The organism is Mucilaginibacter sp. OK283, from assembly GCF_900110415.1.
GTDB lineage: Bacteria > Bacteroidota > Bacteroidia > Sphingobacteriales > Sphingobacteriaceae > Mucilaginibacter.
Window position 1 is genome coordinate 105,569 of record NZ_FODR01000007.1, and the last position, 15,106, is coordinate 120,674.

The following is a 15,106-nucleotide window of genomic DNA, read 5'->3' on the forward strand; positions in this document are numbered from 1 at the left end:
TAAAAAATCTATAAATAATTGCCGGTTTTGTTGAATATTTTACTGTAAATAGGCTATGTTTATAACATAAAACATAGCCGATGTCAATAAAAGTAGCAATTCGTCATTTTACAAGTTACAAGTACGATAAACATATCACGCTTTCGCCACAAGTTATCCGTTTACGGCCTGCCGCGCACTCGCGTACCATGATTAAAGGCTACTCGCTAAAAATATTCCCCGAAAAGCACTTTATAAACTGGCAGCAGGACCCCTTTGGTAATTACCTTGCCCGCATTGTTTTCCCGGAGAAGGTAAACGAATTTGTGATTGATGTAGAGGTGATTGCCGATATGGTAGTGATAAATCCCTTTGATTTTTTTGTGGAGGAGTATGCTAATCACTATCCTTTTGAGTATGAAGAATCATTGAAAAAGAACCTGGTGCCGTATCTGGAGATAACCGAGCGCGGCCCGCTGTTAATGGATTTAACAGAGAAAGCCGCCGAGCTGCTTAAGAAAAATGCCGTCACCCAGGATTTTTTGGTTACCCTTAATAGGCTACTTTATCTTGAGATTTCCTACAATATCCGCATGGAGCCGGGCGTACAATCATGCGAGGAAACGCTGGAACTTAAATCGGGCTCATGTCGTGATACGGCATGGCTGTTTGTGCAGTTGCTGAGGCATTTTGGGTTGGCTGCGCGTTTTGCATCGGGCTACCTGGTGCAGCTAAAGCCCGATATTAAATCATTAGACGGCCCATCGGGCCCCGAACAGGATTTTACTGACCTGCATGCCTGGACAGAAGTTTACCTGCCCGGCGCGGGCTGGATAGGACTCGATCCAACGTCTGGCTTGTTTGCCGGCGAGGGGCATATTCCATTGGCCTGTACGCCTGATCCGCAGAGCGCTGCGCCAATTAGCGGTGGTATCATCAGCGATACAAACGACCCCATCAAAACAGAGTTTCATTTTGAAAATACCATTACCCGTATTGAAGAAAAACCACGGGTAACCAAACCATTCTCTGACGAGCAATGGGAAGATATTATGGCCCTTGGCGATAAGGTTGATGAGGAATTTGCCAACAACAATGTACGCCTTACCATGGGCGGCGAACCAACTTTTGTATCTGTAGATAATAATGAAGCGCCCGAATGGAACTCGGCTGCCGATGGCGAGCATAAACGCCGCCTGTCCAATATCCTGTTCCACAAGCTTAAAAACGAGTATGGCGAAGGCGCGTTAATGCAATACGGGCAGGGCAAATGGTATCCAGGCGAACCGCTGCCACGCTGGAAACTGGCCTGCTATTGGCGTAAGGATAATGTGCCCTTGTGGAACAACGATACGTTAATGGCCGACCTGTCGAAAGATTACGGCCTTGGCCCTAAGGATGCAAAAAGCTTTATGAAGCTGCTTACCAAGGAATTGCATATCGACCCTAAAAATATTAACCCAACTTACGAAGACCCCTTTTATTTTTTGTGGGAAGAAAGTAAAACGCCCATCAATGTCGATCCGCTAAAGGTTGATCTGAAATCTCCGCTGGAGCGACAAAAACTGGCCGAGTTGCTGAATACCGGCCTGAACGAGCCTGTTGGCTATGTGGTGCCTATTAAATGGGATCTGGAACAAAGCAATTGGCAAAGTTGTAAATGGTCGTTCAGGCGACAAAATTTATTCCTGGTGCCAGGCAATTCGCCCGTGGGCTTGCGCCTGCCATTGGATTCTGTGCAATATTTTGACCCGGCAGAGCAGGAAGAGTTACCGGAAAGAAGCCTTTTTGCCGATGTGGATGCTTTGCCTGACGGCGATCACTTGATTCCCGAAACCGGGGCCAAGTTTAACAACAGCAAAACCATTTTTAAAACGGCTTTGGTAGTTGAGGTAAGGCAAGGCAAACTGTTTATATTTTTCCCGCCTACCAGCTATTTTGAGCATTATTTATACCTGGTGAATGCTGTTGAGCGTACGGCCGAGAAGCTAAAGATGCCGGTATTGATTGAAGGCTACGATCCGCCAACCGATAATCGCATCACCAAAATGATGATAACGCCCGATCCCGGTGTTATCGAGGTGAACATCCACCCCGCGGCAAGCTGGCGCGAACTGGCAAAAAATTACGATGTGCTGTATAAAAAGGCAGCAGAATCGCGCCTTGCGACGGAAAAGTTCAACATTGATGGCAGGCATACCGGGACGGGTGGGGGTAACCACGTAACCCTGGGTGGCGAAACACCGGCTGATAGTCCGCTATTGCGCCGGCCCGATATTTTGCGCAGTTTTATAACCTTCTGGCAGCATCACCCTTGCTTGTCGTACCTGTTTTCTACCCAGTTTATAGGCCCCACCAGCCAGGCGCCACGTGTTGATGAGGGCAGGATGGAAACATTGTATGAGCTGGAAATAGCGTTTCAGCAGGTACCCGACCGGGCCGAAAATGAAGTTCCCTTTTGGCTGGTTGATAGGATTTTCCGTCACTTTTTAACAGATATTACCGGCAATACACACCGCTCGGAGTTTTGTATCGATAAGCTTTACTCGCCCGATTCATCAAGCGGCCGTTTGGGTATCCTGGAGTTCCGGGGCTTTGATATGCCGCCGCATTACCGCATGAGCATGGTGCAGTTCCTGCTGATCCGGACGTTGCTGGCCTGGTTCTGGAAAACGCCATACAACCATAAACTGGTACGATGGGGAACCGAACTGCACGACCGCTTCCTGCTGCCACATTATTGCTATAAAGATATGACGGAGGTGGTAAATAGCCTGCGCGATGCCGGTTATGGTTTTGATATCTCGTGGTTTGAACCTTTCTTTAGCTTCCGTTTCCCGTTCCTGGGTGAACTGCAGGTGGATGATATCAATATCGAAATTAAGATGGCCATTGAGCCATGGCATGTATTGGGCGAAGAAATGTCGAGCACAGGCACCTCGCGCTTTGTGGATTCATCGCTGGAGCGTATCCAGGTTAAAATATCGGGCCTTACCGATTCGCGTTACACCTTTTTATGTAACGGTTTAAAAATACCGCTAAAAAGCACAGGTGTACAAGGCGAATATATTGCCGGCGTACGCTACCGGGCCTGGCAACCGCCATCGGCACTACACCCCACCATCGGTACGGATACGCCGCTGGTGTTTGATTTGTTTGACACCTGGACGCAAAAATCAGTGGCTGCATGCCAGTACCATGTATCGCATCCCGGAGGACGTAGCTACGATACCTTCCCGGTAAACAGTTATGAAGCCGAATCGCGCATCATTTCCCGCTTTTTTGATTTTGGCCATTCGGTTAACCTGGTTGAGCCGGCCGTTGCCCAGCAAACAGCAGGAGGGAGGTTTGTTACCAAAATGAATATACTGCCGCAATATACCATCACCAATGAAGTAGTTAGCCCGGAATATCCGTACACTATGGATTTGAGGCGATATAAAAATGCCAGGAATTTATAGCAGAAAAATCAGACATTTGGAAAATGATTGAAACTTACCTGGAGCGGAACGGTAAAACTGCCAAACCTTTTTTTGATGAGCTTGCCGCACCCGAAGGCGTGGTGCGCGAGCATTGGAAAAAGCTTGCCCATGCTTATGACGAGCTGGGCCTTGAAAAAATGGAGCAGCGGAGCCGGGAAATTAGCCAGGAGTTGCGCGATAATGGGGTTACTTATAACGTGTACAGCGATCCTGACGGCATTAACCGCCCCTGGAAGCTTGACCCTGTGCCAATGGTATTTAGCCAGCAGGAATGGGAAAATATTGAAAAAGGCTTAGTACAGCGTGCCGAATTGCTTAACCTGATTATAGCTGATATTTATGGCGAACGCAGGCTGATTAAAGAGGGGTTTATTCCCTTTGATCTGGTATTTACCCATAAAGGGTTTTTAAGGCAGGCCGATAAAATTAAAATCCCCGGCAAATTCCAGCTTATCCAATACTCTGCCGATTTGGTACGGGGGCCGCTTGGCAAAATGTGGGTGTTGCATGACCGTGCCGACGCCCCATCGGGTGCCGGATACACGCTTGAAAACAGGGCCGCCATGACCAGGGTTTTTCCAGATCTGATCCGTGAAAACCAGGTGCGTAAAATTTCGTCCTATTATCAAACATTAAAAAATACGCTTACCAGGCTTGCTTTACAAAATAAAGAGAACCCACGGGTGGTGCTTTTATCGCCTGGTACAGCCAACGAAACTTACTTTGAACACGCTTACCTTGCATCGTCATTAGGTTTTACCCTTGTTTTTGGGCAGGATTTAACCGTGAGCGATGGCTATGTATGGCTAAAAACCTTAAAAGGGTTAGAGAAAGTTGATGTTATTGTACGCCGTGTTGATGATATATTTTGCGATCCGCTGGAGTTTTTGGGCGATTCGCACTTAGGGGTGGTTGGGTTGATGGAAGCCGTACGGCAAAAAAAGGTGACCATTATTAACCCATTAGGTGGCCGTATATTGGAGAACCCGGGGTTGATGGCTTTTTTGCCGCGCCTGTGTAAGCACCTGTTAAACGAAGAACTGATATTACCATCGGTAGCCACCTGGTGGTGCGGGCACGAGAAAGAAAAAAAATATGTGCTGGATAACCTGCCCTTCCTTATTATCCGGTCTATTTACCGGAGTAACGAGAATCGCCCATACATCGGCAGCGAACTGAGCAAAAAACAGATAGAGGATTTGAGGACTGAAATAAACACCCGGCCTTATTTATATGTGGCACAGGAGGTAGTAAGCTTCAGTACCACGCCATCATTAATTGGCAACAACCTGGAAGCCTGTAACGCAGTGTTCAGGAGCTACATTGTAGCCGATATGGATAAAGAGGTTTACCATGTAATGCCGGGCGGTTTATCAAGGAGCTTTCCTACAAAAGGCGAGTTTATTATTTCTAACCAATCGGGTGGTATCAGTAAGGATACCTGGGTACTGGGGCCATCGCCCCAAAGCCAGGCAAAGCCGGCTGTTAATCAGCCGGTATTGCGGCAGGTGAAAAATATTTTGCCAAGCCGCACCGGCGAGAGCCTGTTTTGGCTGGGCCGGTACCTTGACAGGGCAGTTATTAACGTGCGGTTAATGCGAATTGTGCTTAAAATTTACAATGAGCGCGATGACGAAATTCACCCGGAAACCAACCAAACCCTGGTGATATTGCTTAAAACTTTAAGCGCGGTAACGGGTACTTTACCCGGCTTTGCCTCAGCCGATCAGACCCGCTTAAGGCAACCCGAAAAAGAATTATTATCACTGGCGGTTGAAACAGGCAGGGCAGGTACTTTGGCGCAATCCCTGCAATCATTTTTGACAAACGGTTATGCCGTACGCGACCGTTTAAGCCTGGATACCTGGAGGATTCTGGATAGCATATCCGAGGAGTTTGAGTTGATGAAGGAAAACGGCGACGATTTACGCAAGATTTATCATAACCTCGATCAGTTTATCATCAAGCTGATGGCTTTCATCGGCCTCAACAACGATAACATGACCAGGGCATCCAGCTGGCGGTTGCTTAACATAGGCCGGTTTTTAGAATCATCGTTAAATACATGCATCATTTTACAGGCTGCATTGGCCAACAACGTAACGCCCGAGGTGGAGAAGCAACTGATGGAACTGGTGCTGATGTGTAACGAGAGTTTGGTTACGTACCGGTACCTATACCGGTCAACACTTCAATTGCCGGGTGTGCTCAATTTGCTGCTTGTTAACGAGGATAATCCAAAATCGGTAGCCTTTTTAATCGCTAAAATTGATGAGCACCTGGCACACCTGCCCGATAACCATAAAGAAGGCGGCCTTAGCCCGGCGCACAAAAAACTGCTGGAGGCATTAACGATGATCAGGCTTTGCGATGTAAACAAGATGGTACCATCGGCCAATGCCAATGGTTTTGGCAAAAAAGAGCTTAGTGGCTTTTTGCACCACCTGATTACCTTATTGAGCCAGGCATCAACCATTATATTTGAAAGCTACTTTAGCCCTACGCAAAGCCAGTACAGCTTTGTGAAGAATAATAACGCCTTACCCGAACTATGAGAACCGCTAATACAAAGCCATTTTTTAACCGGTGTTTTCAAAACTGCCAAAGCTTATGAAATACCAGGTAACCCATATTACCAAATATGAATACCAGTTGCCGGCTTCGTTATGCCATAACCTGGTATACCAGGTGCCGGTTAACCATAGTTTCCAGGAAGTGGAGAAGGTGAACTACCAAATTCATCCCGTACCACATTTGATAGTAACCAGGGAGGATTTTTTTAGTAATAAATTTATCTATTTTTCGATAGAAGAATTTCATCAACGGTTAACCGTCGAGATAAAAAGCGAGGTTAAAATTTCGGAGCCGGTATGGATTAGCGCTGCACCCCAAAACACAACACCCTGGGAAAACGTGGTGATTTGGCTGAAAAGTACCGATGCTGAAAGTGACATCAGGCAATTTTATCTCGAATCGGATCATGTGGTGTTTATACCAGGCATCCGGGAGTATGCATTAAAATCATTCACGCCCGGCAGGCCAATTATGGAAGCCATGCTTGACCTTAATTCCCGCATATTTAATGATTTTGATTTCACGCCCGGCTTTACAGATGTTACCACCAAACTGGAAGAAGTTTTTTTGCATAAAAAAGGCGTTTGCCAGGATTTTGCGCATTTCTCGTTGGCCTGCCTACGTTCGATAGGCTTATCGGCCAGATATGTAAGCGGATACATCGAGACGCTGCCGCCGCCCGGAAAACCAAAACTGTTTGGCTCGGATGCCTCACACGCCTGGATAGCATTGTACATTCCGGATATAGGGTGGACAGAGTTTGACGCGACTAATAATATGCTGGTTAACGACCGCCACATCCGTACTGCCATCGGTCGCGATTTTGCCGACGTAGTGCCATTAAAAGGAGTGGTTTACAGTGGCGCCGGCCAAAGGATGTATGTAAATGTGGATGTGCGGAGGGTAGAATAGAACAACTATGACATCCTTCATACTTACAAATGACAAATTCGCTTTTCCTGTCATCCTGAGGCACGAAGGATCTATCAACTATGCATGACCGATAGAAAAGTTCGCGAACAGATGCTTAGTTCCTACCCATGACATGTTGTACTTTCGACGTGCGCAGGCCGGTCACCCTGAGCCTGTCGAAGGGTCGCGCGGAGAGGCCTTTGCCCGCTATGGTTCGACAGGCTCACCATGACAGCCCTTTTAACGATGTTATTCCCCTTTCAGAATTTCGCAAAATATTGCCATTCCAGATGACAATATTTTGTTGTTGAATGTTACGCCCCAGCGCTTTTGCGAAATTTTACCACACAACCTTCTTATTTTGAAAGTCATTCGTCCTTCAGTGCTTCCTTCAGCATTTTAAAGCCAATCCCTTTACTAATTCACCCTTGATGCATAACAAACCTTATGTATAAAGCTCAGTTTTTCTACCACATTTGGTGGTATTACAAAAGGATACAAATCCTTGTTGCCCATACTCCGGTTCATGCTGTTCATCGCAAAGGTTAACGGTAACCATAAATTAAGCAGGGTTTCAAAACTTTCCTGTTGATAAGGGCTCACATTGATGATTGCCTTTAGGTTGCTTTTTTTATCGGCGAGGCGTGGAGATACCGCCATCCCGAAGGCATCGGCGGTTTCAAGCGTATCCATGATATGCAGGTAATGGGCCCAGGTTTCGGCCCAATCTTCCCATGGGTGCGAGCTTGCGTAGGTGCTAATGAAATTTAAGTTCCAGTCGGCGGGTGGTCCCTGGCTATAATTCCGTTCAAGGGCCTGGGCATAATCCTGGCGTTCATCGCCAAATAATTGGCGGTACTCGTCAATAAATGCACTGTTATCAATTAGCCTGTCCCAGTAGTAATGGCCAACCTCGTGCCTGAAATGACCCAGCAGAGTACGATAAGGCTCGTTCATTTGCTTGCGCGATAGTTCACGTTTATCATCATCAGCTTCATCAACATTCAGGGTAATTAAGCCATCTTCATGCCCGGTTAAAACATGTTGAGCGGCATCAGCCTCTGTAAGGAAATCAAAACTCAGGCCTTTAACTGCATCCTGAATTTTACTTACCAGGGGCAGCTTCATTTGCAACAGCGTATAAATAAGCCTGTGCTTGGCAAATTCTATCAACCGCCACTGCCTTAAATGATCAGGGTCGGCTAAATTAGGTACAACGTGGTTTAATTCACATGCGCGGCAAAATATATTAGGGCTATCAGCCGGTATAAGCCAGTTGCAAACATCAAACTCATGGTTTTTGCAATATTTAAACAATTGCTTTTTATTGTTCATCAGTCCGCCTAATAACGGCTTTTTATTGCTGTGCAAACGATAAACGGCATTGTTATCCTGGACAAGCGTGGCCAGGTTCAGATCACCGGGAATAAAACCCAAAGGACTTTTGCAACATTCACATATACTGTTTTCAAAATATAATAGCTGACCGCAGTTGGTACATTTAAACAATTTCATAATCTGTGTTACGGCTGTTCATTGTTGAATAGCTTGTGAGTTAACAGATTATAAGGCGGCGGGTTTTGAGATAGTGAAAATAAGAGGAGTGTATGCGTGGGCTGTTCCTATATGTTTTGAAAGAGGCTATATTAAATAATATTGAGCCTCCAATTTCTTTGGCGTAGGATATCTCAAGTATTGAATATCCTCAATCGGAATTTGCAGAACACTATCAAAGCCGATATTTTCTCCTAATGAAAATACGATCAACCACAATCCATTTCGGATTAAAACATGGGTTAATTCCGGTCTGAAATAACATAACACCGAAATAACCCATGTGAAAAAACACCTGCTGACCTTGTTCTACTTCGTCACATCAACCCACTGTCCTTTAATTAAACTGTTTATCGAGCTGTTGTACATCGCCTCGCAATAAACGGCAGGCAGGTAATAGTGCCCCGCGTAGGCTGCATTCAGCATTACGTAGTAGGTAACCTCGCGGCCTTCCGGCAGGCTAAAATAAGTATTCACCCGGTCGTCACGGATATCGCGGTAATCGGATGGTGATGATTTAAAGGCCTCATCGTTATTCATCATCCGGCTGTTCAATATCTCCCAGCCCGAAGGGAAGATCTGGGTTAGCGCCAAATTATCATACCGGCCGCGTTTGCCCGGGTTTTTGATGTTTACCTGGGCCACAAAATCGGTACCCTGCCTTAATGATGATGGGTCTATCTGCTTACCGGATAACGTAAAGTAACCTACGCGCATCTGCAATATCCTCGGGTCGATAAAGGTTTTTACATCAAGGCCCGACGATGGTTGTCCTTTTTGTATTAGCCTTACATACAGCCTGTTGCCGCCGTTATTTTTAAGGCTTACTTTGCCGCCACCCGCGGCTAAAACGTTTTGCCAGATATACGATTGCGAGTTAACCGCGCCACCCTGGAAGCTGAATGTCATTTTACCCGATGATTTGTTTTGCCCGCAATATTGCGCAATTGCTATCAGCGAGTAGGCGGTTGTTTGCGTACTATACCAGTCATCCTGCGATAACTTTGCAGCTACTGTTCGTAACTGTGCCGCGGCACGCGCCTGCTGGCCAAGTAAGGTTAATGTTTCCAGTATCATGGCCTCATCCCTTAAGTCCGACCCATAGGTGCCAAACATGGTGTAATAAGGCTTGATAACGGTTGGTAAACCTGCAATCATCCGTGAACCTATCTCGGGCTGCCCCGCCAGCTTATAGGCTGCTGCAAGCCGCCATTTAGCTTCAATACTGATGTACTTAAACTCGCGCAGGCGGTTCATGGCACCCAACTCTGGCGAACGGGCGAGGGCCAGCAGGTACAGGCGATAGGCCTGGTTCAGGTCGTCGCCATAAAAACTGCGGCTATCCGGCGACCAGCTCAATGCCTTCTGTTTCTGGAATTTTTTCCATTGTTCCATAAAGCCCAAAGGCATACTATAGCCTTTGGCCTGCGCGGCCAGCATAAAGTGCCCCGCGTAATTGGTTCCCCATTCATCGGCACTACCGCCATCGGGCCAGTAGCTTAAGCCGCCGCCAGGAACCTGGAAACCGTTTAGCCTTGCTATGGTAGCCTTAATATTCCGTTCAGATTCGGCTTTTTGCCTTGGCGAAAGGTCGAGCAATTGCCCTAAATACAGTTGCGGGAATGCAGCCGAGGTGGTTTGCTCCACACAACCATGAGGATAATCAATCAGGTAATCCAAACGTTTGCCCAAATTAAGGGGTGGGATGGACGCTATCTCCAGTGTATTTTTATTGGTACCACTGATGCCTACGGCCTGGTAAGCTATGTTCCATGTTTCGCCGGTAGCAAGCTCTTTCTCCAATATGCGGGTAACCGGCGGGTTAGGGTTACGCACGTTTAGTTCAACGTCATAAGCCGCTGTTTCTGAACCGCTTTTGGCAATTACTTTCACCTTGCCTATCCCAACAAAATCCTTAACGTTTAAATCGAAAGTTACCATCTGGTCGCCGGTTTTGGCGAAGGTTAGGGTTTGGGTATTATTACCTTCCAGGTTACTGAAGGCATTGCTTTGCACCGTTACCGTAACCGTTTTAATGTTTGGCTCCATTGCAAAAACGGTAACCGGCAATTGCACCTTTTCCGATGGTCCCAATACACGTGGCAATGTAGCCAATATCATCAATGGCTTTTTAACAACAACGGCTTTTTCGGCTATACCATAGGCCCCATCGTGACCGGCAACAACCATGGCTTTAACCGAGCCTACGTATTGCGGCAATTTAAAGCCCGTGGTTTGCTTTTCTCCCGCCCCGAGGTGGAATGGCCCCATGAATTTTACAACGGGCTTAAACCGGTTCACAGACACGTTTCTGTTGTTGCCCAGGCTACCATCACCGCCTATGCTTAGTATCCGGTTAAGGCCGCCGCCATAGGCTCCAATTACATAATCAAACAAATCCCAGGTTTTAACGCCCAGCGCTTCCTTGGCGTAAAATGTATTATGCGGATCGGGGAGTTTGTAACTCGTAATATCCAGCAGGCCTTCGTCAACAATAGCAATGGTGTAGGTCATCTCCTTGCCGGTAGCTTCTGATACAGTAATGGCCGATTGCGTTTCGGGCCTGATCTTATCGGGCATCGCGATCACCGGTTTTAATATGGTGGCCGGGTTGTTAACGGTAAGTGGTATCACCCCGTACATGCGGATAGGCAAATCATTTACGGTTTGCGAATGGTGCTGCAGCATGGTAACGTTCACAAAAACGTTGGGCGCCATATCAGGTTCAACGGTAAAGCTGTATTGGGTTTGGCCCTTTTTAGTATCAATCCAGGTGGTTTTTAAAATCTTGCTGCCATTTTCAAAACTGATCAATGCCCGGCCATCTGCCGCGGTAGGGATGGTTAATGTGGCCTGTTCGCCAACGTTATAGGCTTGCTTATCTGATGTAAACGAAAGCATGGCGGCTTCGGTAGGGTTGCTTTGCTGTAACCTTTCCGACCAATTTGGCCAGTCTACATAAATAATTTTACCGGTGCTATGGCCTGTCTGTTCATCTTTTACCTTAATCAGGTACCGGCCCCAGTCGGCTTTTGGTACACGTAGTGTCCATTTGCCACGTCCGTTTGTCAAAGAAATACTTTGGGTTTTAATTAGCTTATTGTATTTACCCTGGGTAAAGTTGGTCATTTCATTGCCGGTTTCGTCCCACCACCAGCGCCATTGTATTTTGTACAATTCCAGCTGCACGTTGCGGGTACCTGCAAGGGCCTTGCCGTTTACATCTACATCGGCAATATCAATCTGCTGGTCTTTATCGGTAACCAGCATCCCTGATAGGGCACTGCCTTCGGGTGTTTTAATACCGACATAACCGGGGTAAACGTTGTATGGCAAACTAACCTGCTGAACGCTGAAGTTGCCTCCCGGTTCAAACACTTTTACCAAAAAGTTGGCCTTTAGCTGCCCGGGGGCTTGTTTTTCAATATTGATATTGGCATCCACATCGGCATTGCCTTCGGCGCTCAGCTTGCCATCAAAAACGGTTTGCGTTTGCATGTTAAAAGCCAGCGTAGGATCGTCAAAAACATAATCCTTATAATTTTTAAACGTGGTTGTTTGCGCCGATAAAAAGGCATCAACCTTGGCCTTTAAATTTTGCGCCGCCCCGCCAAACAGCCAGCGGGCGGTTAATTTGCCGTTGGCATTATTGCCCTTGGTTAATTCTTCGGCACCGCCAAAGGTTAGGCCCAACTTTAAGCGGTTAGGCATAATGGTTTCAACCTTTATTTTCTTTTCAAAGGTAGCGCCGCCAACTTTTACGGTAGCTGTCCAGTTACCGGTAGGCGACGAGGTTTCGGTAGCGGTATGGAAACTGTAAAAGCCATCAACAGATTTGGTGTTTGTAATCCGTTTATACAATTTATCGTTGGGATCTTTCAGTTCAAACTCTACCGGGTGGTCGGCCGGCAAGGTCTTTAGTTTATCTTCCAGTATAAAGGTAATGAATATGCTGTCACCTGGCCGCCAAACGCCACGTTCGCCATAAATAAAACCTTTCAATCCGCTTTGTACTTCGTCGCCGCCAACGTTAAAACGGGTAAGCGGGAGGGTATTACCATCATCAAGTTTTAAATAACCACGTTGGTTTCCTTTTTTGGCCACCAACAAATAAGGCTTACGCTTTAAGTCGAAACTTGCCAGGCCATCGCTACCCGAGGTGGTTTTTAGCAACACCTGCTTTTGGTAATCCAGCAGTTGCAGTTCAACGCCCTGCATCGGTTTGGCATTCATAATATCGGTAACCGCAATAAGCATATTGTTATTATTGCCCCGTTTCGCAATCAGCCCAATGTTTGATGCAATAATGTTGCGGGTAGCCCAGCGGGTTTTGGTGTAGTAGGATGGGGTGCAGGCATTATCCTTCTCCTGCCAGTCATAACCTTCGGGATAATAGCTGTCGTACCTCGACCAAAAGTCGTTATCCTCATCGTCTACCTTGCCGGTGTTACCGCCATAACTATAATCGCCGTCGCCATATTCGTCATCATCGGCGCCGCTTTTTTTACCTGCACCAGGTACACTGCAGTTGTATAAGGAGTATTCCTGCCTGAAACCGATGATAACCCGGTAAATTGCTCCCGGTTCGGTGCGGATCATCTGATCAAGATCAAGCATAAAGCGGTTTTTCTTATTCAGGTTAAGCCCTTTATCGTTATCCAGCCTGATGGTTTTTTGTAAAATAGGCCTGCCTACCTGCCGTAGCTCCTGGCCGCCGTTAAAATCATTGTTTTGAAAATATTGCGGAACATTACTTTCATATATTTTAATTACCGATACATCAACCGCTTTAAGGTTTACGGCCTCAAAAGGCATCATCAGCTTGCCCGAATCGGGGAGGATAACGCCCTTGCCCGGTATAATTACGCCGGGCAGCCGGTTCTCAAAAAACACATTTGCTGTATAGGTTTTGGTGATCTTTTTATGCGATATGTTTTCTACCCCTTCATTTACAAATACACTGTAATCGCCTTCAAGCCTTTCGGGAGCGTAAATTTTTACGGTACTGCCCTCAATGGCGTATGCCGGATCGGTTACATTGTTAATGCCGATTAGGCCTGCCAATTCCTGCCCAACCATAATGGCATCTGAAAATTGTACCAGCACATATTGGTCATTATCCTGTACTGCACGAACGTTCAGCACTTTAAAATCACCTATGGCAGGCACATCAAAATGTTGCTCGCCTTTTTTATCAACGTTGATACTGCTGCCGTCCCAATTTATGGTTAGCGCCGCAACTTCGCCCTTTTGCCGTTTTAAACCGGTTATTTTGAAGGTGTGGGTTTTTGCGACTGTGTTGTGCTCCCAGCTGATTTTCACCGGCAGCATATAGTTTACGGTAATTACTTTTTCAATAAGGGCGGGGTCCTCGGTATCGGCCGTTTGTACCGATCCTTCCATCTTCATCTCGTCGGTAGATGTACTGGTAGCTGTTTGCAACCCGTTAAAAGCAACGTTAAAATCGGGCTTAACCACCTGGAAGTTAAACTTAAACCTGTTAAACCTGGAAGGCACGTCAATCAGTTTGCCCAGTTTAAATTCGGCATTGTAGGTTTTATCAGGGTCGAGTTTTTTATCCGGCCGGAATTCAATGGTGCGCGAATCTGTCCAGTAAGCTTTGCCTTTTATCGATGGCGAAAAATCAAACAGGTTGTTATCAACCTCTTCGTTTTGTTGATGGGTAATTTGCACTGTGCTGGCAAGGCGAATGGTAATGGGGCTTGCTTTGGAAATTACCCCGGTTGTGTACGACTCGATGTACTTGCTAAAGGCAGGGTCGACCACATTTTTCTTTTGGCCATTAACAATAAGATAAGCGATGATTAATAGCACTGCAAGTGCCGAACCGAATGTAATTAAGCTTTTACGTTTGCGGAACCTAGTATATCCGTTCTCCATGGAATAGGTTTATTTATTCCATGAATGTATAAAATTTATAACAACAAATAATTAATTGAGAAATATTTATTGTGGGGGATTAGGTTGAATAAATTGATTAGGTTAAGTGGTTAATTAGGTGGCGTGTTTGTGCAGAGAGAAAAAAATATTTAACTTGATTTACAGCTAACTCTATCAACTTATTCAACTTAATCCAACTCAATCAACCACTCACCGCTACAATATCATAACCCCGGGCTTATTCAACACCGGAAGTTTGATGAAATTCATCTCTACGATGCTCTCAGGCAGGAAAATGAACTTTTTATCGTAAATGTTACCGCCGATGTAATAGCTTAGCCAATACTCATTATTCAGGCCGAAAGTTTGCTCGTCAATAGGTTCGATAAGCTTGTATCCTTTACTGCCAACCACCGGGATCATGTGGCGCAAAACAGAAGTTTTTACCTGCTCACCATTTTTTTCGCCATAACCCTTTGAGGTGATCAGGACGTTCTCGATAGGCTCATTTTTAAGGTTAATGAGGTACACATACCAAATTTTGCTCTCCACACTTTCGCGCTCCAACGCTACCGCTATGGCAATATCTTTAACGTTATTTTCGGGGAGGTCTTTGATCATTTTGTTGATAAGTTAAGCGGTTGATTAGGTTGATTGAGTTAAGTGGTTTGTGGCCGAGAAAAATCTATTTAACTTATTCAACT

At 46.1% G+C, this 15,106-nt stretch carries 6 protein-coding genes; 3 read left to right on the forward strand and 3 right to left on the reverse strand.

What is annotated here, in order from left to right; translation table 11 throughout:
* Positions 1-80: 80 nt before the first annotated feature.
* From BMX56_RS17090 to BMX56_RS17100, 3 genes are read left to right on the forward strand one after another with little or no spacing between them, the layout of a single operon-like run.
* A complete protein-coding gene (locus tag BMX56_RS17090) occupies positions 81-3,440 on the forward strand; it encodes a transglutaminase family protein (protein WP_090650654.1) in 3,360 nt (1,119 codons plus the stop codon).
* 23 nt (positions 3,441-3,463) lie between these two features.
* Positions 3,464-6,016, forward strand: coding sequence for a circularly permuted type 2 ATP-grasp protein (locus tag BMX56_RS17095; RefSeq protein ID WP_090650657.1), 2,553 nt, complete (start codon positions 3,464-3,466; stop codon positions 6,014-6,016).
* Between the two features lie 55 nt (positions 6,017-6,071).
* Entirely contained in the window at positions 6,072-6,947 is an 876-nt protein-coding gene (locus BMX56_RS17100; protein WP_090650660.1) for a transglutaminase family protein, read from the forward strand.
* Between the two features lie 417 nt (positions 6,948-7,364).
* Here the strand turns inward: BMX56_RS17100 and BMX56_RS17105 are convergent, their stop codons facing one another.
* The 3 genes from BMX56_RS17105 to BMX56_RS17115 form a co-directional block, all read right to left on the reverse strand.
* Positions 7,365-8,462, reverse strand: coding sequence for a zinc-binding metallopeptidase family protein (locus tag BMX56_RS17105; RefSeq protein WP_090650663.1), 1,098 nt, complete (start codon positions 8,460-8,462; stop codon positions 7,365-7,367).
* A 348-nt stretch (positions 8,463-8,810) separates the two neighbouring features.
* A complete protein-coding gene (locus tag BMX56_RS17110; protein WP_090650665.1) occupies positions 8,811-14,402 on the reverse strand; it encodes an alpha-2-macroglobulin family protein in 5,592 nt (1,863 codons plus the stop codon).
* 216 nt (positions 14,403-14,618) lie between these two features.
* On the reverse strand, positions 14,619-15,023 hold the full coding sequence (locus BMX56_RS17115) for a hypothetical protein (RefSeq protein WP_090650669.1): 405 nt from the start codon (positions 15,021-15,023) through the stop codon (positions 14,619-14,621).
* Positions 15,024-15,106 lie beyond the last annotated feature (83 nt).

Bases quoted from the DNA above. Each gene is read 5' to 3' on its own strand.
- BMX56_RS17090 (WP_090650654.1), top strand. From the start codon at position 81: ATGTCAATAAAAGTAGCAATTCGTCATTTTACAAGTTACAAGTACGAT.
- BMX56_RS17105 (WP_090650663.1), bottom strand. From the start codon at position 8,462: ATGAAATTGTTTAAATGTACCAACTGCGGTCAGCTATTATATTTTGAA.
- BMX56_RS17115 (WP_090650669.1), bottom strand. From the start codon at position 15,023: ATGATCAAAGACCTCCCCGAAAATAACGTTAAAGATATTGCCATAGCG.
- BMX56_RS17110 (WP_090650665.1), bottom strand. From the start codon at position 14,402: ATGGAGAACGGATATACTAGGTTCCGCAAACGTAAAAGCTTAATTACA.
- BMX56_RS17095 (WP_090650657.1), top strand. From the start codon at position 3,464: ATGATTGAAACTTACCTGGAGCGGAACGGTAAAACTGCCAAACCTTTT.
- BMX56_RS17100 (WP_090650660.1), top strand. From the start codon at position 6,072: ATGAAATACCAGGTAACCCATATTACCAAATATGAATACCAGTTGCCG.